Genomic DNA, 25,459 nt, shown 5'->3' with positions numbered 1-25,459 from the left:
CGGATACTGTCCGTACCGCGTTCCCCTGACGCCTGCGCGGCGATGCCGCCGAAGCGGCTTCCGCGCAGGGTCAGTACGTGCGGCCGAGCTGGAAATACAGGTTGTGCCGGCCGCCCGGCGCGAGCGCGATACCGACATAGATCGGCCCGAACGACGTCGTCAGGCTGGTGAAGAACGAATAGCTCTGCTTCAGCGGCCCCGAGCTGACGGACGTATCGAGCGACCACACGTTGCCCAGTTCCGCGCTGGCGCCGACGAACAACGCCTTGATCGGCGATGCGTTGAAGGACATCAGCTGGTTCATGTAGGTCACCTGCCCGTAGACCAGCGCGTTGCCGTTGAGCTGGTCGGCCGCATAGGCAGACAGGTGCTGGAAGCCGCCGAGCGTGAAGTCCAGCTGATTGACCGGGCTCACGCCGCCGAAGCTCTTGCCGGCCTCGATGCTGGCGTTCACGCTGTGCCGCCCGAACTGCTGCGCGACGATCGCCTTGCCGAACACTTCGGTGTACTGCTGCTGGTTGCTCGACACCAACGAGCGCTCGACGCGGACTTCGCTGAAATAACCCTTGCGCGGGAATTGCGGATCGTCGAGCTGGTCGATCAGCAGCCGGGCGCGCGCACTGAGCTGCCGCCCGTTCGTGCCGTCGAACAGGAACTCGGTCGGCTGGCCGTTCGGCCCGAAGTCGAGCGGGACGTTGTAATCCGGCGATGCATAGCCGTGCGCATACGCGAGGCCGACCCGGAAATCGCCGAGGCGCTGGATCGGGACGCCGAAATCGAAGCCGACGCGTTCGGTCTGCAACCGGTACTGCGTGAGCTTGATGTCGTCGGCGTAGACGTTCGCGAAGCGCCGCTCGTATTCCGCGTACGGCGCGACATAGAGCCCCGTGCTCGACGACAGCGGCTGGCGCAGTTCGAGATGGACCGACTGCCGGTCGCTGCCGAGCGTCGTATCGCCGCGGAACTCGAGGCCCGACTCGGTGAGCCACGGCCGGCGATAGCCGAGATGCAGGCGGAAGCCGCCTTCGTCGCTCGAACTGCTCGACATCCCGAGCCCGAACAGCAGGAAGTTCGGCCCCCAGTATTTCTCGCGCGCGTCGATCACGAGCCGGTTCTCGTTGCCCTCGCTGACGACCTGCTGCGTGACGCTCTCGAAGTTGCCGCTCGTCGTCAGCGCAAGCAGGTCCTTGCTGACCGAGTTCGGATCGTAGATGTCGCCCGGCTTCACGTGCAGCGCATCGTGGACGACGCGTTTCGGCACGCCGCCGTTGGTTCGCACTTCGATGCTCGTGATCCGGACCGGCGGCGGCAGCGGTTGTGCGTGGGCCGACCGGTACGCCGCGTATTGCTCGGGCGTGAGCGCGAAGCGCTTGAGCTTCGGCAGCGCCGCGGTCGCGGCAGCCGCGCCGGCGGCGATCGCCTGGCCCGCGTTCTGGAAATCGGTGAACGCGAGCGAGCCGAGGTTCGGCGTGAGCAGCACGTCCTGCGCGGCGAGCTGCTGGCGCTGCGCGGTCACGTTCTGGCGAATCAGGATGCCGACCATCTGCTGCATCACGTCGGCGGGCGACGCGAGCGCGTCGAGCGGGCGCAGCTGCGAGCCGATGTCGACGGCGATCACGACGTTCGCGCCCATCTGCCGGGCGGTGTCGACCGGCAGGTTGCTGACGAGGCCGCCGTCCACCAGTGCGCGGCCGTTGATCTCGGCCGGCGCGAACAGGCCGGGCATCGCCATGCTCGCGCGGATCGCGAGCGGCAGCGAGCCGTGGTCGAGCACGACCATCTGGCCGGTCTGCAGGTCGGTCGCGACCGCGCGGTACGGAATCGGCAGCCGGTCGAACGGCTGGTTGGTCGGCACGGCGGCGGTCCAGTCCGCGAGTAACGCCTGCAGCCGGTTGCCCTGCACGAGGCCGGCCGGTGCCTTCACGCCTTTCGCGCCGAAGCCGAGCGTCAGGCCGTTGATGTAGTAGCGCTCGTCCTCGCGGCGGCTTTGCGGGAGGTCGGCGCGGTCGGTCACGTCGAACGCGACGTCGGCGAGGTTGACCTCCGACAGGCGCTTCTGCATGTCCTCGGCAGCCATGCCGCTCGCGTACAGGCCGCCGACCACGGCGCCCATGCTGGTGCCCGCGATGCAGTCGATCGGAATGCGGTTTTCCTCGAGCACCTTCAGCACGCCGAGGTGCGCGTAGCCGCGCGCGCCGCCGCCGGACAGCACGAGGCCGATCGACGGGCGGCCGGCCTGGCCGCCTTCGGCCGTGCAGATGTGCTCGGGCGTGGCGGGCGCGGCCGGCATGGCAGACGGCGCTTGGGCAACGGCGACCTCGGAAGCGGCGGGTGCGGTGGCCGGCAGCGGTTGCGCGGCGACCGTGCAGCACCAGAAGGCGACGAGCGTCGTGCAGAGCGGGCGCACCCGCGCCCAGCGGGAGGAAACGGTCGCTGTCATGGAGGAAATACCTGGCGTGATCGGGCGTCTGAAGCCTGCCGGGAGCAGGCAAGACCGAGAGATTACCGTGTTTTACAGGCGCAACGCGAGAGACCGTTTCGGAGTCCCACACCATCGAAGTGCTGTTTTCGGCAATTTCGTCGCGAAATAATCATCGGAATTGGCTAAAGTATCGGCACGATTTGCCGCTAACTTCATGATGGGGCGGCAGGCGCGCCGCGGGGATGCGGCGGGGCCGTCCCGGCCCGATCGTTCAAAAAGGCTTGATATGTCGACACCGCTGTTCGGAAAGTTGTTTGCGCAACCCGTTGCGATCGATCCTGGGACGGCGAGTACGCAGATCTATACGCACGAGCGCGGCGTGGTGCTGAACCAACCGTCGGTCATCTGCTTCCGCAAGGCCGGCGCGAACGACGCGCGGCCGACGCTCGAGGCCGTCGGCGAGCGTGCGAAGGCGCTGCTCGGCCGCGAACCGGGGCATCTCGAAGCCGTGCGGCCGATGCGGCACGGCGTGATCGCCGACGCGCACGCGGCCGAACAGATGATCCGCAGCTTCATCGACATGTCGCGCACGCGTTCGCGCTTCGGCCGCCGCGTCGAGGTCACGCTGTGCGTGCCGTCCGATGCGACGGCCGTCGAGCGCCGCGCGATCCGCGAGGCCGCATTCGCGGCCGGCGTGTCGGAGGTCGAACTGATCGAGGAATCGCTGGCTGCCGGGCTCGGCGCGGGCCTGCCGGTGACCGAGCCGGTCGGCTCGATGGTCATCGACATCGGCGGCGGGACGACCGAAGTCGCGGTGATCGCGCTCGGCGGCATCGTCTACCGCGAAGCGATCCGCGTCGGCGGCAGCCAGTTCGACGCGGCGATCGTGAACCATGTCCGCAACCTGTACGGCGTGCTGCTCGGCGAGCAGACGGCCGAGCACGTGAAGAAGACGATCGGTTCGGCCACCAGCGCGGTGCCGCGCACGACGACGCGCGCGGTCGGGCGCGGCATCGGCGACGGCCTGCCGCGCTCGGTCGAGCTGTCCAACCACGACGTCGCGGACGCGCTGGCCGCGCCGCTCAAGCAGGTGATCGGCGCGGTGAAATCGGTGCTGGAAAACGCGCCGGCCGAACTCGTGACCGACATCGCGAATCGCGGCGTGGTGCTGACGGGCGGCGGAGCGCTGCTCGCGGATCTCGAACGCCTGCTGTACGACGAGACGGGGGTGATCGCACGGATCGCCGACGAGCCGGCCACCTGCGCGGTGCGCGGCGCCGGCGAGGCGATGGGGCGGCTGGCGATGTGTCCGGCCGATTGACGCGGTTCGATTCGGTTCGGGCCGGGCATCACTGCGCAACGCAGCCGCTCACATTCTTTCGATCTCCATAGCGCCGGCCTGCCCTCCAGCGCAAAGCGAGTCGGTCTTCTTCCCAACAGGTCGGTAACGGGCCGGCATCGGCCGGCCGCGTGGACACGCGCGAGCGCGCCGTGCTAGCGTTACGCGCCCATGCCGGGCCGGGCCAGCCGATACGCCCGACGACCTGAGAGACCGAAAACCTTGAATTACCAAACCAAACGGGGCTTTGCGGCCCGGGCAGGCCGCCTGCTGGCCGTCGTCGCGGGCATCTGGGTTGCCGCAGCCGTCGCGCTCGTCGCGTACGGGATGCGGATGCCGAGCGAACCGGCCGACGTTGCCGTGATCTTCGGCAACGCGCTCGACGATACGGGTGCGCCGAAGCCCGTGCTCGCGGCCCGGCTCGACGTCGGCGTGCGCTGCTACCGCACGGGGCAGTGCCCGGCGTTTCTGGTCAGCGGCGCGATCGACGGCCCGGGGCTGAACGAAGCGACGGCCATGCGCGACTATCTCGTGGCGCGCGGCGTGCCGGCCGACCGGATCGCCGTCGACGACCAGGGCGACAACACGCTCGCGACCGCCCGGCACACGCTTGCGTACCTGCAGGCGCACCGCCTGTCGCGCGTGCTGATCGTCAGCCAGTACTACCACCTTGCGCGGGCGCGCCTTGCGTTCGAGCGCGTCGGTATTGCGCGGGCGAACATCTCCGCCGCGTATCCGCGCCGCTTCCAGTTGCGCGATGTCTATTCGAGCTGGCGCGAGGTGCCGGCCTACGCGGTGTATGCGATGCGTCTGTGGGCGAATCCCGACGCGCGGCCGGTCTCGTTCCGGCCGATGCTTTACCTGATGAGCCTGTTTTCATAAGACAGCGCACGGAGCGATAACGATTCGCGTTTAAGGTTTGATGCGAGACGGAAATGAGGCAATTTTGGCGGGTTTGTGAAAATCCGGCTTGTATTGTTTATTAAACGGATAGTTATTATCCGCGTAAGCGATTCGCCAGAATGAAAATATTGCGCTGCAAAAATCGTGTTCCCTGAATCGAGGTCGTATATCAGCGTTTCCACGGATGCGGCGATTCCGGTGTTTTTGAGAAAGATCAAAACAAGCCGGCGAAAACACGGGATTCTGCTTCCGGGTACGCGTTGGCGGGTAAAAAATACATGCTCATTCCGCCCTTGACCCGATGGGAAAACAGCAGCAACTGGAAAATGGCGTGAGTTTGATATAGCCTTGTCTGACAAAAAGCAGGGCAGTAATCAAATCAACCAGAAAGTCGCTGCATAAAATCAGGGGCCGCCATCATGCCATTCGACTAGTTTCGCATCCGCAGTCCGGGGCTTATCAAAAATTCATCACGAATAAACCGACGTCGCATCGCGACCGCCGGCGGGCACGCTTTTGACCGCGGATTTTCTGCTGCATGCCGTTCGGCGTAGGCGCAATACCAATATCAAAGAAAAAATGAGGGAAAGCATGAATCTTGCGCGTTCGAAAAAAGCCGGCGAGCCGTTTCCGAGGCTGCTGTTGCCGACCGGTGTTTTCCTGGCGCTGTCCGGCGCCGGCGTCGTTCCCGCCCATGCGACCTGCAGCACGGCAGGCACCACGGTGACCTGTTCCGGCGTTGCGAACCCGCTGGCTCCCAGTTACGCGAACAGCGCGAACAACCTGAACGTGACGGTCAACCCCGGCGCGAGCGTCGGCGTGCTGCTCGGCGTCGGCGGCACGGCGATGTCGCTGACCGGCAACAACAACACACTGACCAACAACGGCACGATCGATCCTTCCGCGCTTGGCTCGGGGCTCGGCGTGCTGTCGAGCGGAGCCGTGGTCGGCAACGCGTCGGCGAGCCACACGACCGTCGTCAATAACGGCACGATGAACGGTTCGACGGGGGTGGCGATCAGCGGCGTGACGGGCATGGCGCTGTCAGTGCAGAACGGCACGGGCGGTACGTCGGACATCACGAACACCGGCACGATCGGCTCCAGCCCGCTGGTCGGCGCGACCCTCGTCGGCGCGGACGCGCCCGTGGTCGCTGCATACGGCGGCGGTCAGGTCAATATGTCAAACAGCGGAACGATCACCGGCCGCGTATCGTTCGGCTCGAGCGGCACGCCCGGTCAGGGCAATACGTTTACCAACTCGGGCACGATCAACGGCGGCGTGTCGATGGGCGCGAACAGCACCAACACGTTCAATGCCGTGACGGGCTCGTCGGTCAACACGGCGGGCGGCACCGGCGGCGCGTTCAACATCACGGTCGGCCCGGTCACGCTCGGCGTCGCGGCGACGGGCGTCGTCGATGGCGGCGCGGGTGGCAACAACACGCTCAATCTGCAGCAGGGCGCCACCGCGAACGGTACGATCGCGGTCAACAACTACATCAACTTCAACCACCTCGACGTCAACAGCGGCAACTGGACGATCAACGGTGCGTCTACCGCGCAGGACGCGACGCTGAGCGGCGGCGTCGCGATTATCAACGACAATGCGTCGCTCGGCACCGGCAACGTCACGGCCAATGGCGGCGCGCTGCAGGCGGGCACGGCAGGGCTCAACGTCTCCAACAACGTGACGCTCAACGGCGGCGGCTTGACGGTGCAGGGCACGACCGGGCTCACGCTGTCGGGTACGGTGACGGGCGCTGGCGCGCTGACGAAGAACGACAGCGGCACGCTGACGCTGTCGGGTGCGAGCACGTATGCGGGCGGCACGAACCTGAACGGCGGCGGCCTGGTCGTCGGCAACAATGCATCGCTCGGCACGGGCGCGCTGAACGTCAACACGAACGCGTCGCTCGACACGAGCGCAAACGTGACGCTCAACAACGCGGTCAATCTCGCCACTGGCACGACGCTGACGATCGGCGGCAGCAACGATCTCGGGCTGGCCGGCACGATCGGCGGAGCCGGCGGCCTCGTGAAGAACGGCGCGGCGATCACCACGCTGACCGGCGCGAATACGTATACCGGCGAAACGACGATCAACAGCGGGACGCTCGCGCTGGGCGCGGGCGGCAGCCTGGCGGCGACGGGCACGGTCAACCTGACCGGCGCGGGCGCGACGTTCGACGTGAGCAACGCATCGGGCGCGCAGACGATCGGCTCGCTGGCCGGCGCGGCCGGCACGAACGTGAACCTCGGCGGCAATTCGCTGACGCTCAACGGCAGCGCCAATGCGACCTATGCCGGCACGATCGGCGGGGCGGGCAGCGTGACGCTGTCAGGCGCCGGCACGCAAACGCTGACGGGCACGAACACGTATACGGGCGGCACGAACCTGAATGGCGGCAACCTCGCCGTCGGCAGCAATACGTCGCTCGGCTTCGGCGCGGTGAACGTGAACGGTTCGTCGACGCTCGATGCGACCACCAACGTGTCGCTCACGAACGGCGTCAATATCGCGACGGGCACGACGCTGACGCTCGTCGGTAGCACCGGAATCGGCCTGGGCGGCGTGATCGCCGGCGGGGGCGGGCTCGTGAAGAACGGCGCGGCGGCGTTGACGCTGTCCGGCGCGAACACCTATACGGGCGGCACGACGCTGAACGCCGGCGGCCTGGTGCTCGGCAACGGCTCGGCGCTCGGCACCGGCGCGCTGACCGTCGGCGGCGCGGCGACGCTCGATACGAACACGAGCCTGACGATCGGCAACGCAATCGATCTCGGAACGACCACCACGCTGACGCTCGGCGGCAGCAACGCCCTCGGGTTGAGCGGCGCGATTTCCGGTGCGGGCAGCCTCGTGAAGGACGGCGCGGCGACCACCACGCTGACGGGCGCAAACACGTATACAGGCGGCACGACGATCAACGCGGGCACGCTGGCGCTGGGCGCGGGCGGCAGTCTCGCGGCAACGGGCACGGTGAATCTCGCCAACGCCGGTGCGGCGCTCGACATCAGCACGGGCGGTGCGCAGGCGATCGGTGCGCTGTCGGGCGTGGCGGGCACGAACGTGAGCCTCGGCGGCAATGTGCTGACGCTCGGCGGTACGGCCAGCGGCACCTTCAGCGGCGCGATTTCCGGCACCGGCGGCCTGACGCTGGCCGGCACCGGCACGCAGACGCTGAACGGCGCGAGCACCTATACGGGCGGCACGAACCTGAACAGCGGCGGCCTCGTGCTCGGCAACGCCGCGGCGCTCGGCACGGGCGCGCTGACCGTCGGCGGCGCGGCGACGCTCGATACGAACACGAGCCTGACGGTCGGTAACGCGGTCAATCTCGGCACGGGCGCGGCGCTCACGCTGGGCGGCGGCAACGCCCTCGCGCTGAGCGGCGGGATTTCCGGCACCGGCAGCCTCGTGAAGAACGGCGCGACGACGACGACACTGACCGGCGCAAACACGTACTCGGGCACCACGACGATCAACAGCGGCACGCTCGCGCTCGGCGCGGGCGGCAGCTTCGCGTCGACCGGCGCGGTGAACCTGGCCGGCGCGGGCGCGGCGCTCGACCTGAGCGGTGCAACGGGTGCGCAGTCGCTCGGCGCGCTGTCGGGCGTCGCGGGAACGAACATCAGCCTTGGCGGCAACGCCCTGACGCTCGGCGGGACCGCCAGCGGCACGTTCAGCGGAACGATCGGCGGCGCGGGCAGCCTGACGCTGGCCGGCACCGGCACGCAGACGCTGAACAGTGCGAATACCTATACCGGCGGCACGAACCTGAACAGCGGCAGCGTCGTGCTCGGCAACGCCGCGGCACTCGGCACCGGCGCGCTGAACGTCGGCGGCGCGGCGACGCTCGATACGAACGCGAGCCTGACGGTGAGCAACGGGGTCAATCTCGGCACGGGTGCGGCGCTCACGCTGGGCGGCAGCAACGCGCTCGGGCTGAGCGGTGCGATTTCCGGCGCGGGCGCACTCGTGAAGAACGGCGCGGCGACCACCACGCTGACCGCTGCGAACACCTACACCGGCGGCACGACGATCAACGCGGGCACGCTGGCGCTCGGTGCGGGCGGCAGCCTCGCGTCGACGGGCGCGGTGAGCCTGGCCGGCGCGGGCGCGACGTTCGACGTGAGCGGTGCGACAGGCGCGCAGACGATCGGCACGCTGTCGGGCGCGGCCGGCACGAACGTGAATCTCGGCGCGAATGCGCTGACGCTGAACGGCGCCGGCACCGCATTCGGCGGAGCGATCGCCGGCACGGGCGGCGTCACGGTGGCGAGCGGCACGCAGGTGCTGACCGGCAGCAACACGTATACGGGCGGCACCACGATCGCGGCCGGCGGCACGCTGCAACTCGGCAACGGCGGCACGTCGGGCAGCATCGCCGGCAACGTCGTCGACAACGGCGCGCTGGTGTTCAATCAGTCCGGCAGCGTGACGGTTGCAAGCGTGCTGTCCGGCACCGGTTCGCTGACGCAGGCCGGCAGCGGGCAACTGACGCTGACGGGCACGAATACGCTGAGCGGCCCGACCACCGTCAGCGCCGGCACGCTCGCCGTCAACGGTTCGCTCGCCCAGTCGGCCGTGACCGTGCAGAACGGCGCGACGCTGACGGGCACGGGCACGATCGGCGGCCTCGTGGTGCAGGGCGGTGCGACGGCGGCCGCATCGCAGCCGGGCACGGCGCTGAACGTGGCCGGCAACGTCACGTTCCAGCCGGGTTCGACGTTCCAGGTCGCGGCCACGCCGCAGCAAAGCGGCAGCGTCGCCGCGACGGGCACGGCGACGCTGAACGGCGGCACCGTGCAAGTGCTCGCGAACCAGACGGGCTATCAGCCGGGCACGACTTACACGATCCTCACCGCCTCGTCGGGCGTGCAGGGCGCATTCAACCAGGTGACTGCGAACTACGCGTTCCTGATGCCGACCCTCAGCTACGATCCGGATCACGTGTATCTGCAACTGGTCGGGAACGGCACCGCGCTGCCCGACGTCGCGACGACGCCGAACCAGCGCGCGGTCGCGACCGCGCTCGGCGGGCTCGGCGCCGGCAACCCGCTGTACGACGCGGTGCTGACGGCCGACGCGGGCACCGCGCGCCGCGCATACGGGCTGCTCGACGGCGAACTGCAGGCGAGCCTGAAGAGCATGCTGCTGCTCGACAGCCGTTATGTGCGCGACGCGGTGACCGATCGCGTCCGCCAGGGTCTCGCGCCCGGATCGGGCCCGCTCGCGGCGCTGTCGTCGGGCGGTGCCGCGCTGTGCGGCGACAACACGGCCGGCGCGGTCGACCCGACGCTGTCGTCGGAACGCCGGATCGGTTCGCGCGACGGCTGCTACGGCGGCACGCCTTACCAGCCGGTCGTCTGGGGGCAGGCGTTCGGCGGCCGCAGCCGGCTTGCCGGCGACGGCAACGCATCGACGATCAAGCGCAGCATGACGGGCTTCATCGCCGGTGCCGACATGGCGCTCAACGACAAGTGGCGTGCGGGCCTGGCCGCGGGCGTCACGCACGGCTCGCTCGACAACGACCAGAGTTCGTCGGCGTCGGTGAACAGCTACTACCTGTCGCTGTACGGCGGTGCGCAGTACGGTGCGCTCGGCGTGCGCGGCGGCGCGTCGTACACGTGGTACCGGATCAACAGCGACCGTTATCCGGGCTTCGCGGGCTTCTCCGATCACGACTCGGCCGGCTACAACGCGAATTCGGCGCAGGTGTTCGGCGAAGTCGGCTACGCGCTGCCGGTCGGGCCCATCGCGCTCGAACCGTTCGCGGGCATCGCGTACGTGAACCTGCATACCGACGGCTATACGGAAAGCGGCGGCGCGGCAGCGCTGCGCGCCGGCGGCGAGACGACCCACGTCGGCTTCTCGACGCTCGGCCTGCGCGCGGCGTCGCAGCTCGGCTCGATCGCGAGCGGCACGTTCACCGCGCGCGGGACGGTCGGCTGGCGCCACGCGTTCGGCAACGTGCGGCCGTCGTCGACGTTCGCGTTCGCGAACGGCGGCACGTCGTTCCAGGTGTCGGGCGTGCCGATTGCTCGCGACAGCGCAGTGCTCGAGGCCGGCATCGACGCGAACATCACGAAGCGCCTGACGCTCGGCCTCACGTACAGCGGCCAGTACGGCAGCGGCGTGCGCGACAACGCCGTGCTCGGCAACATCCTGTGGAAGTTCTGACCGGCGCGTAACACGCCCACGTCGGCGCCGGCCCCGGCGCCCGCTCGCGACGCCATGCGGCGACGGAAACGTCGCACGGCGTCGCGGCCGTTTCGTCGCTGCGCGCGTCCCCCGTTCTGGCCTATCCTGTGCGAAACACGCGACGCGCGCCGCGCGTTGCGCCTCGACACAGGAGCATCGATGCCGAATCACGCCGAAGCCACGACGACGCAGGCGCCGCAAGTCGCGCCTGTTGCCCCGACCCCAGTGTCGGGCCCTGCATTCATCGCACCCGAAGCCGATCCGCAGGCGCTCGCGCGCGGCAACCAGTACGTGCTGAAATCAGGCGACGCATTCGTGGTCGGCGATGCGCTCGGCGACATCGGCGGCCACGACGACGGCCTGTTCGTCGACGACATGCGCGTGCTGTCGAAATGGCGCCTGACGTTCGGCGGCCGCGCGCCGTCGCTGCTGTCGGGCGCGACGAGCGCCGACAACGCATCGTTTACCGCACACCTGACCAACCGCCCGCTGCCGCCGCTCGGCGGCCACGAGACGCCGGAGGGCGTGATCCATATCGAACGGATGCGCGTGCTCGCGGGCGACATACTGTACGAAGCGCTGACGCTGACGAACTACGGCGCGAGCGAAGCCGAGGTGCCGCTGTCGCTGTCGTTCGCGGCCGATTTCAAGGACATGTTCGAGGTGCGCGGCACGCAGCGCCCGAAGCGCGGCACGGTGGCTGCTCCGCGCGTCGACGCGGGCGCGGTGCGGCTGCGCTACGACGGCCTCGACGGCGTCGAGCGCAACGTGACCGTGCATTTCTCGCCGGCGCCCGACGCACTGTCGGTCGATCGCGCCGACTACACGCTGACGATCGCCGCGCAGGCGTGCGTGTCGATCTACCTGACCGTCGACGCGACGCTCGGCCCGGCGCACATCGAAGGGCCCGGGTGCGGCCGCGTCGCGTTGCGCACCGCGCTTGTCGGCGTGCACCGCGAGATGCGCGCGCGGCGCGAGTCGATGGCGCGCGTGAACACCGGCAATCCGCTGTTCGACGCATGGCTCGATCGTTCGCTCGCGGATCTCGGGCTGCTCACGACGCAGCTCGACACGGGGCCGTACCCGTATGCGGGCATTCCGTGGTTCTCGACGCCGTTCGGCCGCGACGCGGTGATCACGTCGCTGCAGATGCTGTGGCTGCAGCCGTCGCTCGCGCGCGGCGTGCTGCGTTTCCTGGCCGAGCATCAGGCGCGCGAAACGTCCGCGTTCCGCGACGCGGAGCCCGGCAAGATCATGCACGAGTTCCGCCGCAGCGAGATGGCCGCGACGGGCGAGGTGCCGTTCGCGCTGTACTACGGCGGCGTCGACACGACCCCGCTGTTCATCGTGCTGGCCGGCGCGTATGTCGAGCGCACCGGTGACGATGCGCTGATCGACGAGCTGTGGCCCGCGCTCGAGCGCGCCGCGCAATGGGTGATCGACAAGTGCGACCGCAATCCTTACGGACTGCTCGATTATCAGCGCACGTCGGAGCGCGGCCTCGCGAACCAGGGCTGGAAGGACAGTCACGATTCGGTGTTTCATGAGGACGGCCGCTTTCCGGACGGGCCGATCGCGCTCGTCGAAGTGCAGGCCTATGCGTGCGCGGCGCTCGATGCGATGTCGGCATGCTCGCACCGGCGCGGCCACGCGGCCGACGCCACGCGCTACGCGCTGCGCGCGAAGGCACTGCGCGAGCAGGTCGACGCGCTGTTCTGGATGCCGGAAGGCGATTTCTACGGGATCGCGCTCGACGGTCATGGCGACCTGTGCCGCGTGTTCGCATCGAACGCGGGCCACCTGCTCGCCTTCGGGCTGCCCGATGCCGAGCGCGGCGCGGCGGTTGCCGGCGTGCTCGGCTCGGCGCTGTTCCAGACGGGCTGGGGCATCCGCACGCTGGCGGCCGGCCAGCCGCGTTTCAACCCGATGGCGTATCACAACGGCTCGGTGTGGCCGCACGACAATGCGCTGATCGCACGCGGCCTCGCGCGCTACGGCGACAAGACGGCCGCGGTGAACCTGCTGCGCGCGCTGTTCGAGGCGGCGGTGAGCTTCGAGATGCGGCTTCCCGAGCTGTTCTGCGGGTTCCCGCGCCGGCGCGGCGAACCGCCGACCGCGTATCCGGTCGCGTGCCTGCCGCAAGCGTGGGCGGCAGGTGCGCCGTTCATGATGCTGCAGGCGTGCCTCGGCGTGAGCATCGATGCATCGCGCCACGAGGTGCGCGTCGAGCGCCCGACGCTGCCGGAAGGCGTCGACTGGCTGCGGATCGATGCGCTGCGCGTCGGCGACGAAACCGTGTCGCTGACGTTCCGCCGCGTCGACGGCCATGTCATCGCATCGGCCGAGCAGCCGGGCCGCGTGAAGGTGGTCGCGGTGCTGTAGTGCGGCGACGTGCAAACGTTGTGCGATGTCGCGCCACGTTTGCACGCAGCGGCATAGAATCGTGACATGACCCTTGAACGATGGCGGAGGTAGACGATGACGACCGACAACCGGCCCGACGACGGCGAACAGAAGCTCGAGAATCTGGAGGCGGCGGTCGACCACCTGCACAAGTCGATCGAATCGCAGAGCATCGCGGTCGGCGCGGCGAAGGGCATCCTGTTCAGCCTGATCGAAACGCTCGGCGCACTGATCGGGGATCCCGACCTGCCCGAGCATGCGCGCTCAGGTTACGAAGCGCTGCGCGACAAGGCGAGCGAATTGCGCGGCGGGCTCGACCGGCATTGACGCGCGGATTGCGCCGGCGCCCGCCGCACGGGCGGCGCCGGCGCTGCCCGATTCTGCAGACGAAGCACAAATTCCCTTGCGCTCAATGAGTTAGGCGGCCGATGCGCAGGATATCCACAAGCTTGCCAACACAATCTGTGGAGAACCGGCCGGGTGCACGGCCCGCGCCCGGCGTGCGGTTCGAATGACCTTGCGCTGCCGCATCATTGACCCGTCAAGGTCCGTAAATCGAATCCCCTTGTGTATCAATATGTTACGCGTCTGGTCTGGCGGATATCCACAGGCTTGCCAACAAAATCTGTGGACAACTCGCCATCGATTGCGTCGCAATGGTTGAGGATCCGGCCTGAACGCGATCGGCATGCGAGGCCCGTGCGTACGGGCTGCCCGATGTCTGCGTCGCGGCGGTAATTCGTGCGCGATCAAGGGCTTAGGTCCCGGGTACCCAGGATATCCACATCCTTGCCAACACTTTCTGTGGACAAGCGCAGCCGCGTTACGCGGCCTGCGCCGGGTCGGCCGCTTCGGCCGCGATCCAGTCGCGAAAGAGCGTCATCGCGGGCGTGAGCGGTTTCGACTTCAGCGACGTGAGCCAGTAGCCGCCGGCATGCACGTCGATGTCGAGCGGCCGCGCGAGCAGGCCGAGCTGCAGTTCGCGCGCGAACATGCAGGCCGGCGCGAGCGCGACACCCGCGCCCTGCATCGCGGCCTCGACCATCAGCCGCGAAGAATCGAACACCGGCCCGTTGACCGTCCACGGTTCGAGCTGCGCGGCGTCGAACCAGCCGAGCCATTCGTCGGTGCGGTACGAGCGCAGCAGCGTTTCATTCGCGAGATCCGCCGGCTGCGCGAGGCGCCGCGCGATTTCCGGCGCGCACAGCGCGGTGAGCGGCGCATCGAGCAGGCGCTCGTTGCGCGTCGCCGGCCAGTTGCCTTCACCGAAACGGATCGCGAAGTCGAGGCCCTCGGCGGCGAGGTCGACGACGTTGTTGTTGGTCCGCAGCCGCAGCTCGACGAACGGGTGCGTATCGCCGAACTGTTTCAGCCGTGGCATTAGCCAGCCTATGGCAAAGGTGCCGACGACACCGAGCGTCAGCACCTCGTGGAAACGCCCGCCGTCGAACTGCTTGAGCACCGTCTCGATGCGGCTGAACGCATCGCTCAGCACGGGAAGCAGCGCGCGCCCCTCGTCGGTGAGCCCGAGCCCGCGCGGCAGCCGCGTGAACAGCGTGCAGCCGAGCCGTTCCTCGAGCGAGCGCACCTGCTGGCTGACCGCGGCCTGGGTCACGCTCAGCTCGAGGCCGGCGCGCGTGAAGTTCAGGTGGCGCGCGGACGATTCGAACGCGCGCAGCGCATTGAGCGGAAGATGAGGGCGGAGCTTAGTCATAAGATTTTCTTTTGTCAGCGCTCAATTATCGTTGCTTGTCAGGGAACCGTAAAGTCCCGATAGTGCTGTCTCGGCGGCCGGCCGTTTTCAACACCATTTCGCGTTCATTCCATCACGAGACAACCGACATGACCTACTCATCGAAACGTCGAACCCTGTTGCTGGCCGCCGCGACGGCGCCGCTCGCCCTGACCGTCGCGGCGTGCGCGTCGTCGCAGGCCGTTGCGCCGGACGAGGCCACGGACGCAGCGGCGGCTGTGGCGTCCGCTGCCGCCGCGGCGACGCTCGTCCATCTCGAACGCGACGCGGGCGGCCGTCTCGGCGTGTGCGCGATCGACATAGCGAGCGGCCGGCGCGTGGAGCATCGCGCCGCCGAACGCTTCCCGTTCTGCAGCACGTTCAAGGCGATGCTGAGTGCGGCGGTGCTCGCGCAGAGCGTCGCGCGTCCGGGATTGCTGCAACAGCGCGTGACGTACGGAAAGGCCGATCTCGTCAACTATTCGCCGGTGACGGAGAAGCATGTCGGTGCGGGCATGACGGTCGCCGAACTGTGCGAGGCCACGATCCAGTACAGCGACAACTCGGCCGCGAACCTGCTGATGAAGCTGATCGGCGGCCCGTCGGCGGTGACCGCATATGCGCGCTCGATCGGCGACGACACGTTCCGGCTCGATCGATGGGAGACCGAACTGAATACCGCACTGCCGGGCGACCTGCGCGACACGACGACGCCGGCCGCGATGGCCGCGAGCATGCGCGTGCTGGCGCTCGGCGATGCGCTGCCGGCCGCGCAGCGTGCGCAGTTCGTCACGTGGCTGCGCGGCAACAAGGTCGGCGACAAGCGGATTCGTGCGGGCGTGCCGGCCGGGTGGACGGTCGGCGACAAGACGGGCACCGGCGACTACGGGACGACGAACGACGCGGGCGTCGTGTGGGCGCCGTCGCGTGCGCCGATCGTGCTGGCCGTGTATTACACGCAGGCGCGTGCCGATGCGCGGGCGAAGGACGATGTGATCGCCGACGTCGCGCGCGTCGTGGTTGCGGCATTCGGTTGAGCAGGGCGATGCGGCGTGCGCGACGGGATGCGCATGCACGCCGTGCCGCAGTCGTGACCCGCGCGATCAAACGTTGTGCGATCAACGACTTAGCTCGCGCATGCTCAGGATATCCACATGCTTGCCAACAAAAATTGTGGACAAGCTCGCGGGCGGCCGCGTTCGTCGTGACGCGCGCTGTCGTGCCGCGTTTGAAGCGGCGCGGACAAAGTCTTACGGATCAAGCGCTTGGCCTCGGTATGCGCAGGCTATCCACATGCTTGCCAACAAAATCTGTGGACAAGCGGGTACGCCGGCGCGGCAGGCTGCCCGTCACGCGTCGAGGCGATGCACGAGCGGCGATTTGCCGGCCGCGTGCCGTATTCGAAGCGGCGCGGACAAAGTCTTACGGATCAAGCGCTTGGTTGCGGTATGCGCAGGCTATCCACATGCTTGCCAACAAAATCTGTGGACAAGCCCGCGCGTGCGCCGTCGCGGCGTTCAGCGTTGCCGATCGTCGACGGCGGGCCAGCGCGCGAACGCGAACACCCACAACATGATGAAGTTCAGGACCGGGACGAACATCGCCAGGATCCACCAGCCCGAATGCCCGGTGCGCCGGACGATGCGGACATACGGATAGACGACGACAGCGACGAGCACGAGCGAGACGAGCAACTGCCACGCGGTGAAGTGTTCCATGGCCTTCCTCGGAGTGATGTGTCGTGGTGCGGCGCCGGCGGAACGGCCGGCACGTTGCGCCGACGCGCGAAGCCGGCGATGCGCGGCTGCGTGCGGCTCGCGTGATCTTGACGCTTGGCATGCGCGGGCGTCAAGGCGCGGGCGGTGCGTTGCTGTCGCGCCGGATCCTTCCGTATTCGTTCATGCTCGCGCCGCATGTTGCCGAAATGACGACGCAGCGCATGAACCGTTGGCCGATCAACGGGTTAGCGCATGCTTGCGCAGGATATCCACAAGCTTGCCAACAAAATCTGTGGGTAAGTGGCGCGGCACGCACGCGAAGATTGCGTTGTGCATCGCCGTGGCGTCGTGATGCGAAGTGCGGCGAAGCGGTGCGCGCGCAGGCCATCGCACGCGCCTCGTCTGCATCACGCGTGCCAAAGTCCATCGGATCAAGGGTTTAGCGTTGCGGTGCGCAGGATATCCACAAGCTTGCCAACATTTTCTGTGGAGAACTGCGCGTTCGCGATCGGCGGGCACGATACCAGCCGATGCCACGGGTTGCCTCGATTCGCGCGGGAGCTCACGCGGTGCAAATACCGGCCACGCCGACTTTCTGGAACAGGTGCGGGCTGGCGACGGCGGATGACGGATAGGCCGAGAGCTTGGCGACGAACTCGGGGTGCGTGAAGGCCGCGCGAAACGCGTGCGTCGATTCCCAGATCGCGTAGTTCAGGTAAGTCGGACTGTCGCCGAGCGCGCGATGAAGCTGCGTCGAGATGAATCCCGGCTGCCGCTTCATGAATTCGGCATCGTCCTTCCACACGGCCAGAAAGTCCGCTTCGTCCGCGGGATCCAGCGTGAACACGTTGACGAGGACGACGGGCTCCGCGTCGATGGCGATCTGTTGCTGGATCGGAAAGGCCGGATCCATCGGCTTGAACTGAGGCATGGGAACTCCTGTGGTTCATGGGTCAATCGAGCGGTCACGCGTGGCCATCCTGGCCATGCGCGACGGACATCGCCGACAGCACGCGAATCGCCGCATCCAGGTCGGCCGAACTGAACTCGCCGGCGATGTCGCGAACGTGCTGTTGCCATTGCCCGACCACGGCCTGATAGGCCGCATCTCCGCGAGGGGTTAGCGCATACAGCGGCGAGCGCTTGTGTGCCGGGTTCGGCAGCGACCGGACCAGCCCGTCGTCGACGAGTACATTGACCTGTTTCAGCACGGCCTGCCGGGTGATGCCCATCGCGTCGGCGATCTGCGGGATGTTCGGGGCTTCCGGCGCCATCGAGATCGCGCCCAGTACTTGCCAGCGCGCACTGGTCAAGCCGTGCGGCCCGGCAAAGGCGTTACCCCATTCGATCAGCAGGCCGTTCAAGCGGAATACGGACAGCGCGACGGCGGTCAACTTTTCGGATTTCGTCATATTCCATCCGCGGGATGAATTGACAACTACTTTACGTAAACGACAACTGGTTGTCGAATTTGCGTATATTCGCGACCGCATGGCGCATTTGCCGCGCACGCGTGAAAAATCCTTTCCGATCAATGGCTTGGTGCCGTTGGTGGAAGGTTGTCCACAAGCTTGCCAACATAATCTGTGGAAAAGCCGCCCGTCACGCGTGCATCAGACTGGTGCAGGGAAGCGCACCGTGACGGTCAGCCCGCGCCCGCCGCGCGTGGTGCCGAGCGCGACCGTCGCGCGATGCTGTTCGGCGATCCGCTTGACGATCGACAGCCCGAGCCCGCTGCCCGACGACGTGGCCGCCTGCGCACCCTCGCCGCGATAGAAGCGTTCCCACACATCGGTGCGCTCGGCTTCCGGGATTCCGGGGCCGTCGTCGGCGACTTCGAGCACGGGCGTCGTGCCGTCGATGCGCGCGGACACGTCGACGCGCGCGCCGTCGCCCGCATAGCGGATCGCGTTGTCGACGAGGTTGTTCAGCAGCACGCGCAGCGTGTCGGTATTGCCCGTGGCGATCACGGGGGCTGCGACGATCGCGCCGAGATCGATCCGGTGCGCGTCGGCGACGCGCGCGCGGTCCGCGACCACCGACCGGCACAGCGCGGCGAGATCGACGGGCGCTGACGCGGACGTGGCCGCTTGCGCATCGGGTTCGAGGCGCGCGAGCGTCAGCAGCTGTTCGGCGAGGTGGCCGAGGCGTGTCGTGCCCGCATGGATCTGCGCGAGGATACGCTCGCGCTCGTCGGCGGTCGCCGCGCGCCGCAGCAATTGCGACTGGATCGACAGCCCCATGATCGGCGTGCGCAACTCGTGCGCGGCATCGGCGATGAAGTGCCGCTGCAGCGTGAACGAGCGGTCGAGACGCGCGAGCAGGTCGTTGATCGCTTCGGCGAGCGGCCGGACCTCGTTCGGCATCGATGCGACATCGACCGGTTCGAGATTGTTCGCATTCCTGCGCTTCAGGCCGGATGCGATCGTGCGCAGCGGCCGCAGCCCCGCGCCGATGCCGAACCACAGGCCGATCGCCAGCACCGGCAGCATCGAGAACACCGGCCACAGCAGGTGCACGGCGATCCCCGCAATCGCTTCCCATCGCGCGTGACGCGCCTGCGCGAGCCGGATCGTCGTGCCGCCGCGCTCGGTCACGTAGGTGCGCCACGGCTGGCCGCCGACATCGATGCTCGCGATGCCCGTCTGCGCGGGCGGCGGCAGCTTCGAATCGCGGTCGGTCGAATACACGAGCGTGCCGTTGCGCCAGACCTGCAGCAGCACGGCATCGGGATCGCTGGCCTCGAAACCGTGCTTGCCGTTGGTGCGGTTGCTGAACGACAGCTCGCCGTTCGGGCCGACGACGATCTGCTTCGACATGCTGCGCATCTGGTCGTCGAGCAGGTCGTCGAGTTCGCGCAGCGCGCCCCAGTAGGTGCCCGCGCTCGCGACCAGGCCGATCACGCACGCGGCCGGCAGCAGCCACATCAGCAGGCGCCGCCGCAGCGACGCGCTGCGCCAGCGCTCGATCGCGCGTTGCACGCGCATCATGCGCCGTCACCGATCCGGTAGCCTACGCCGCGCACCGTGCGGATCATGTCGTGGCCGAGCTTCTTGCGCAGGTTGTGGATGTGTACCTGCACCGCGTTGCTTTCGATTTCCTCGCCCCAGCTGTACAGCCGCTCCTCGAACTGCTCGCGCGAAATCACCGCGCCCGGCTCGCGCATCAGCTCGTGCAGCAGCACGAACTCCTTCGGCGACAGCGGCACTTCTTCGTCGTCGAGCCAGACGAGGTGCTTGACGGGATCGAGCCGCAGCGGGCCGATCGCGAGCGTCGTCTGCGCGCGGCCCGCATGGCGGCGGTTGACCGCGCGGATGCGGGCGAGCAGTTCGTCGAGCGCGAACGGCTTGACGAGATAGTCGTCCGCGCCGCTGTCGAGGCCCGCGATGCGGTCCGGCACGCCGTCGCGCGCGGTGATGATGATCGCGGGCAGGGTTTCGTCGCGGCGGCGCAGCGCGGCGAGCACCGACAGGCCGTCGCGGTTCGGCAGCCCAAGATCGAGCAGCAGCAGGCCGTAGCCGGTCGAGCGCAGCGCGAGCGACGCGGCGTCGCCGTCCTTCACCCAGTCGACCGCGAAGCCTTCCTGTTTGAGGCCCTGTTCGAGCCCGCTGCCGATCAGCGGATCGTCCTCGACGAGCAGTACGCGCATGGATTCGTGTCTCTTCAGCAGGGCGCCGCGGCGCCCGGGGTTCCCATGATAAGCGTACGCATCTTAGGCCGAGCTTAAATGCGGGCGCCGCGTGGCGGGCTTTCGACCCCCCCGCCCGATGCGGCACCGTGTCGCCTCGGCGCGACCTTCAGGTTTGCTTAATCTTACGGTCCGTAATCTGGTGCCGTCGCGTTCAACGGGGCGCGGCGTCACATCGAAGAAGAGGAACGACATCATGAAACACCTGGCCAGAATCCTGACGGTCGCGCTCGCCACGCTGCCTGCCGCCGTCTACGCGCAATACACGGGGCCGTCCGCGCTGACGACGACGACCGTGAAGGAGCTGCTCGCGAACGGCAAGGACGATCAGCACGTGCAATTGCAGGGCCGCATCGTCAAGCATGCCGGCGGCGAGGATTACGAGTTCGCCGACGCGACCGGCACGATCCGCGTCGAGATCGACAACAAGCTGTGGGCGGCCGGCCAGCCCGTCAGCGACAAGAGCGAAGTGAAGCTGACCGGCGAATTCGAGCGCAAGTGGTCGGGCAAGGTGAAGGTCGACGCCGACCACGTCGAAGTGCTGCGCTGACCGGTGCGCGCGGGGCCGGTGATACCATGAACGACCGGTTCCCGTTCCCACCAAGATGGCCGCCAATTTCGACGAACTCGCGTCCCGGATCCGGGCGCAATTTTCCGAGCTGAGCCCGCAATTCCAGGCGGGCGCCGCATTCCTGCTCGATCATCCCGACGAGGTCGCCACCGCGTCGATGCGCAAGGTCGCGCAGCGTGCGCAGGTGCAGCCTGCGTCGCTCGTGCGGCTCGCGCAGCAATTCGGTTTCCCCGGCTGGAACGAGCTGCGCGACCTGTGCGTCGCGCGCGTGCGCACGCGCCCCGAGCCGCTCACGCAGCGTGCGCGCTCGCTCGTGCGGCCCGATGCGAAGGCGTCGCTCGCGCACGACCTGCTCGCCGCGCAGCAGCACAACCTGTCGGCCACCGCCGCGCAGAACGAGCACGCGCTCGCGGATGCAGCCAGGCTGATTCGCAAGGCGGCGCACGTGCATGTCGCGGGGTTCCGCTCGTGCTATCCGGTCGCGTTCGGGTTCGTGTACGGCTACCGGCTGTTTCGTCCGACCGTGTCGCTGCTCAACGGCGTCGCCGGTTCGCTCGAAATGGAGCTGCGGACGATCGCGAAGCAGAGCGTGACCGTGGTCGTCAGCTTCGCGCCGTATTCGGCGGAAGCGACGCGCGTCGCGCAGGCCGCGAAGGCGCAGGGCAGCCGGATCGTCGCGATCACCGACAGCGCGGTGTCGCCGATCGCGCTGCACGCGGACGCGCAACTGATCTTCACGCACGACAGCCCGTCGTTCTTCCCGTCGCTGGTGGCCGCGCACGCGATGGCCGAGGCACTGGTCGCGCAGTTGCTCGCGCTCGAAGGCAGCGATGCGATCGCGGCGCTCGAGCGCACCGAAGCCGAATTGCACGCGAAGGGCGCTTACGTCGTCTGACGCGGCACGTGCGGCTTCGGCCGTCCGTCATTCACGATTCAACCCGACTTCAGCCCGACGCAACCGATGACGTTCACATACGAAGTGACCGACGCGGGCGATGCGAACGCGCGCAAGCAGATCGTCGCGCCGCTCGTCCGCTTCAACGAAAGCCAGGCCGGCCCGGCCGACTTCCGTCCGCTGGCCGTGCTCGTGACCGATGCGCAAGGCGCGGTGGTCGGCGGCCTGTGGGGCGGCACGGCGTTCGGCTGGCTGCACGTCGACCTGCTCGTGGTGCCCGAGGAAGCGCGCGGTCAGGGCGCAGGCACGCGCATCATGGATCTGGCCGAAGCGGAGGCCGTCGCACGCGGATGTCACAGTGCATGGCTCGATACGTTCGACTTCCAGGCGCGGCCTTTCTACGAGAAGCGCGGCTATGTCCGCTTCGGCGAACTGCCGGATTATCCGGTGGGGCACACGCGGGTTTTCCTGACGAAGAAGCTCGCGGGTTGAACGGCGGCGCCGCATGCAGGCGACGCGCGGCACGGTTGACGATGCCGCCGGCTGTCGCCTAGCATACCGGTCAGCGATGCAGGTCGCTTCCGGGTCCGCGGAAAGGGTTGAACCCACCTGTCGCAGCAAATCCAGTCTTCCCCTGTCCTTTGTGCTGGCGGTATTGCGGACCTTCGGCCATTTCTGCACGAGGATCCGCATGAACAAGCTGCCTCCCAAGGCCAATCCCGATCATCTGAAAAAGCAGGCCAAGGCATTGTTGCGCCTGTACCGGCAGGGCGACGCGCAGGCTGTCGCGCGCTTTGTCCGGTCTCTTCCCGCCGCCGCAAACCGCACGCACGACGAAGCGATCGCGCTCGGGCTGCGCCTGCACGACGCGCAGTCGTGCATTGCCCGCGAGTACGGCTTCGCGTCGTGGGCCGATCTCGGCGTGTTCGTCGAAACGCAGGCGCTCGCGCGGCAACAGCGGTCGCTGCTGATCCGGCGCTGGCTCGGCCTCGCATACGGCGGCGACGTGACCGGCAGTTTCGACACGGCCCGGCCGCGTGTCGCCGCGCAACTGCTGCGCGACCAACCCGATCTTGTTTCGGAAGATCTGACCATCGCGTGCGCGGCGGGCGATCTCGACGCCGTGAAGGCTGCCCTGGCCGGCGATCCCGGATGGATCGCGCGCGCCGGCGGCGCGCTGAACCTGCCGCCGCTCGTCGCCGTCACGCATTCGCGGCTCGGGCAGATGCCCGAGTTTGCCGCGAGGCTGCGCGCCTGCATGCGTCATTTGCTCGATGCCGGCGCCGACCCCAACCAGCGGATCGGCAACCGGTTTCCGCCGGCCTCGCTCGCCGCGCCTGACGAGTCGGGCCCGCTGTCGGCGCTGTACGGTGCCGCGGGCGTCAATCGCGATCCGGTTCTCACGGCGATGCTGCTGGAAGCCGGCGCCGACCCGAACGACGGCGAATCGCTGTATCACTCGCTGGAGAACCCGGCGTGCACGCGCCTGCTGCTCGAACACGGCGCGCGGGTGGGCGGGACGAATGCGTTGCGGCGGGCGCTCGACATGCGCGACGCAGCCGCGCTCGAATTGCTGCTCGCGCATGGCGGCGACCCGAACGAACCGGCGGGAGAGGGGGCGACGAATAGGTGGGGCGCACCGTTGTTGCGGGCGATTGCCGTGCGCTGCTCGGCGAGCCATGTCGCAGCGCTGCTGGCGGCCGGTGCCGATCCCGGTGCGCGGACGGTAGCGGGCGTCAGTGCGTACCGGCTGGCCATGCAGACCGGGTTGTCCGATGTCGCGGCGTTGTTGCGCGCGGCCGGCGCGGAAGAGGCGCTCGGCGCGGCAGACGCGTTCGTGGCGGCCTGTGCGCGTGCCGACGCCGACGACGCACGGCGCATCCAGGCGCGGCATCCCGACTTGCCCGGTGCGCTGCCCGAGGACCGGCTGCGGCTGTTGCCGGACGCCGCCGCATGGGGCTCGGGCGACGCGGTGAAGGTCATGGTCGAACTGGGCTGGCCGGTGGCCGCGCGCGGCGGCGACTGGGACGCGAGCGCGCTGAACCACGCGGTGTTCCGCGGCGATGCCGATCTGCTGACGTTCCTGCTCGCGCACGGCGCAAGCTGGCGCGAGACGCACGGGTTCGGGAGCGACGCGCTCGGCACGTTGTCGTGGGCGTCCGTCAACGAACCGGAGGGCGTCGGCCATTCCGACTGGGAAGCCTGCGCGCGCGTGCTGATCGCGCACGGCGTGCCGCAAGCGGTGCACGACCCGTCGAATCCGGACCGCGTGCTGATCGACGGTCGCGCGATGCAGTTCTCCGAGGCCGTCACCGACGCGTTGCTCGGCATCGACGGCGGGCAGTCCGCATCGACATGAACGAAGGCGGGCGGGCGGCGGTACTTGCCCGCTCGCTGCCGGCTGCCGGCGCGCCGCCGACTTTTTCCTGCCGCACGGCGACATTTCGGCCATCGCTGAAACGTCGCGCGCACGGCCGGCGTAAGCTCACCCGTCAACACCTTCCGGGAGTCCGCGATGACCCGTTCCGACCTCCAGGCCCGCCAAGCCGAAATGTTCCGCACGCTGCACACGCGCCCCGGCGCCTTCATCATCCCGAACCCGTGGGACGCCGGCACCGCCCGCTTGCTCGCGATGGCCGGTTTCGAGGCGCTCGCCACCACGAGTGCCGGCTACGCATTTTCGAAAGGGCAGCCCGACAACGCGATCGACCGCGACGCGATGCTCGATCACATCGCCGATCTCGTCGCCGCGGGCGGCCTGCCGGTGAGCGCCGATCTCGAGAACGGTTTCGGCGACGCGCCCGACACGGTGGCCGAAACGATCCGGCTGGCGGCCGAGGCCGGCGCGGTCGGCGGCTCGATCGAGGATGCGACGGGCCGCGCCGATGCGCCGATCTACGCGCGCGACGCGGCAGTCGAGCGCATCGCGGCGGCCGTCGACGCGGCGCGCGCGCTGCCGTTTCCGTTCACGCTGACCGCGCGTTGCGAAAACTACCTGCACGGCCGTCGCGACCTCGCCGACACGATCGCGCGGCTCGTCGCCTATCGCGACGCGGGCGCCGACGTGCTGTATGCGCCGGGCATCACCGACGCCGCCGAGATCGCGGCGGTGACGCAGGCGGTCGGCGCGCCCGTCAACGTCGTGATGGGGCTGCAGGGCGGGTTGCTGAGCCTCGACGAGCTGGCGGCGCTCGGCGTGAAGCGCGTCAGCGTCGGCGGCGCGCTGGCGCGGGCCGCGCTCGGCGCGTTCCTGCGCGCCGCGACGGAGATGGCGTGCGACGGCACGTTCACGTTCACCCAGGCGGCCGTGCCGGGGCGCGATATCAATCGCTGGTTTGCGGCACCCGATAATTCACCGGTTTCATTCGGGGAATGATCACAAATAAAACGTGGGATCGTTTCCAGTCGAAGCATTGATTGACAATAATCAACCGATTTCGCGTCGGGTTTAAACGCCGATGACGACGCGAAAATCATCGTTTATTCTCCGCATTCCGCCGGTTCGACCGGATTTAGCGCGCAAACCACGCCGAATCTAGCGGTCAGCCTTCCACGGCGCGCGCCGATACCGCGCATTGTTG

General features: G+C 68.2%; 18 protein-coding genes. 11 read left to right on the top strand and 7 right to left on the bottom strand.

The features are described from left to right. Positions 1-70 precede the first annotated feature (70 nt). The gene (locus tag AC3WLY_RS05610) at positions 71-2,440 is read right to left on the bottom strand and encodes a patatin-like phospholipase family protein (protein WP_175959640.1); all 2,370 of its coding nucleotides are present in this window, start codon (positions 2,438-2,440) and stop codon (positions 71-73) included. A gap of 268 nt (positions 2,441-2,708) precedes the next feature. Between AC3WLY_RS05610 and AC3WLY_RS05605 the strand changes: the two genes are divergently transcribed. From AC3WLY_RS05605 to AC3WLY_RS05585, 5 genes are all read left to right on the top strand, one after another. Further along, the gene (locus AC3WLY_RS05605) at positions 2,709-3,743 is read left to right on the top strand and encodes a rod shape-determining protein (protein ID WP_175959639.1); all 1,035 of its coding nucleotides are present in this window, start codon (positions 2,709-2,711) and stop codon (positions 3,741-3,743) included. Between the two features lie 240 nt (positions 3,744-3,983). Next, positions 3,984-4,643, top strand: a complete 660-nt coding sequence (locus tag AC3WLY_RS05600) for a YdcF family protein (protein ID WP_347067636.1) — start codon at positions 3,984-3,986, stop codon at positions 4,641-4,643. Positions 4,644-5,255: 612 nt separating this feature from the next. After that, a complete protein-coding gene (locus AC3WLY_RS05595) occupies positions 5,256-10,850 on the top strand; it encodes an autotransporter domain-containing protein (protein WP_492308130.1) in 5,595 nt (1,864 codons plus the stop codon). Between the two features lie 180 nt (positions 10,851-11,030). Next, a complete protein-coding gene (locus AC3WLY_RS05590; RefSeq protein ID WP_175959636.1) occupies positions 11,031-13,253 on the top strand; it encodes an amylo-alpha-1,6-glucosidase in 2,223 nt (740 codons plus the stop codon). Between the two features lie 96 nt (positions 13,254-13,349). Beyond that, the gene (locus tag AC3WLY_RS05585) at positions 13,350-13,601 is read left to right on the top strand and encodes a hypothetical protein (protein ID WP_034180596.1); all 252 of its coding nucleotides are present in this window, start codon (positions 13,350-13,352) and stop codon (positions 13,599-13,601) included. Positions 13,602-14,097: 496 nt separating this feature from the next. Here AC3WLY_RS05585 and penR read toward each other — a convergent pair whose 3' ends face one another. Continuing rightward, positions 14,098-14,988 (bottom strand): beta-lactamase transcriptional regulator PenR, encoded by an 891-nt coding sequence (gene penR / locus AC3WLY_RS05580; protein ID WP_310132650.1) that lies wholly within the window; start codon positions 14,986-14,988, stop codon positions 14,098-14,100. Between the two features lie 128 nt (positions 14,989-15,116). On the opposite strand from penR, the gene blaPEN-bcc reads away from it, so the two are divergent. Beyond that, a complete protein-coding gene (blaPEN-bcc, locus tag AC3WLY_RS05575) occupies positions 15,117-16,043 on the top strand; it encodes a PEN family class A beta-lactamase, Bcc-type (protein WP_492308131.1) in 927 nt (308 codons plus the stop codon). Between the two features lie 480 nt (positions 16,044-16,523). Here blaPEN-bcc and AC3WLY_RS05570 read toward each other — a convergent pair whose 3' ends face one another. The 5 genes from AC3WLY_RS05570 to AC3WLY_RS05550 form a co-directional block, all read right to left on the bottom strand. After that, positions 16,524-16,724, bottom strand: a complete 201-nt coding sequence (locus AC3WLY_RS05570; RefSeq protein WP_492308132.1) for a hypothetical protein — start codon at positions 16,722-16,724, stop codon at positions 16,524-16,526. A 562-nt stretch (positions 16,725-17,286) separates the two neighbouring features. Then, the gene (locus AC3WLY_RS05565; protein ID WP_034180591.1) at positions 17,287-17,655 is read right to left on the bottom strand and encodes an antibiotic biosynthesis monooxygenase family protein; all 369 of its coding nucleotides are present in this window, start codon (positions 17,653-17,655) and stop codon (positions 17,287-17,289) included. A 34-nt stretch (positions 17,656-17,689) separates the two neighbouring features. Further along, positions 17,690-18,136, bottom strand: coding sequence for a MarR family winged helix-turn-helix transcriptional regulator (locus tag AC3WLY_RS05560; RefSeq protein ID WP_492308226.1), 447 nt, complete (start codon positions 18,134-18,136; stop codon positions 17,690-17,692). A gap of 201 nt (positions 18,137-18,337) precedes the next feature. Beyond that, the gene (locus tag AC3WLY_RS05555) at positions 18,338-19,714 is read right to left on the bottom strand and encodes an ATP-binding protein (RefSeq protein WP_310132659.1); all 1,377 of its coding nucleotides are present in this window, start codon (positions 19,712-19,714) and stop codon (positions 18,338-18,340) included. Beyond that, positions 19,711-20,373 carry a response regulator gene (locus tag AC3WLY_RS05550; RefSeq protein ID WP_175959630.1) on the bottom strand — a complete coding sequence of 221 codons (663 nt, stop codon included), beginning with the start codon at positions 20,371-20,373 and terminating at the stop codon, positions 19,711-19,713. The genes AC3WLY_RS05555 and AC3WLY_RS05550 overlap by 4 nt, the downstream gene beginning before the upstream one ends. Before the next feature lie 235 nt (positions 20,374-20,608). Between AC3WLY_RS05550 and AC3WLY_RS05545 the strand changes: the two genes are divergently transcribed. The 5 genes from AC3WLY_RS05545 (at position 20,609) to AC3WLY_RS05525 (ending at position 25,254) form a co-directional block, all read left to right on the top strand. Then, the gene (locus AC3WLY_RS05545; RefSeq protein WP_072444273.1) at positions 20,609-20,962 is read left to right on the top strand and encodes a NirD/YgiW/YdeI family stress tolerance protein; all 354 of its coding nucleotides are present in this window, start codon (positions 20,609-20,611) and stop codon (positions 20,960-20,962) included. A 55-nt stretch (positions 20,963-21,017) separates the two neighbouring features. Next, the gene (locus AC3WLY_RS05540) at positions 21,018-21,878 is read left to right on the top strand and encodes a MurR/RpiR family transcriptional regulator (RefSeq protein WP_072444271.1); all 861 of its coding nucleotides are present in this window, start codon (positions 21,018-21,020) and stop codon (positions 21,876-21,878) included. A 66-nt stretch (positions 21,879-21,944) separates the two neighbouring features. Then, positions 21,945-22,370, top strand: a complete 426-nt coding sequence (locus AC3WLY_RS05535; protein ID WP_072444269.1) for a GNAT family N-acetyltransferase — start codon at positions 21,945-21,947, stop codon at positions 22,368-22,370. Between the two features lie 199 nt (positions 22,371-22,569). After that, complete coding sequence (locus AC3WLY_RS05530; RefSeq protein WP_492308133.1) at positions 22,570-24,237, top strand: ankyrin repeat domain-containing protein; 1,668 nt, start codon at positions 22,570-22,572, stop codon at positions 24,235-24,237. Positions 24,238-24,393: 156 nt separating this feature from the next. Then, positions 24,394-25,254 (top strand): isocitrate lyase/PEP mutase family protein, encoded by an 861-nt coding sequence (locus tag AC3WLY_RS05525; RefSeq protein WP_492308134.1) that lies wholly within the window; start codon positions 24,394-24,396, stop codon positions 25,252-25,254. The last annotated feature ends 205 nt before the right edge of the window (positions 25,255-25,459 follow it).

Source organism: Burkholderia sp. FW306-1C-G01B (assembly GCF_058781685.1).
The sequence above is the reverse complement of the archived record's forward strand: the minus strand, read 5'-3'. Positions and strand labels throughout refer to the sequence as shown.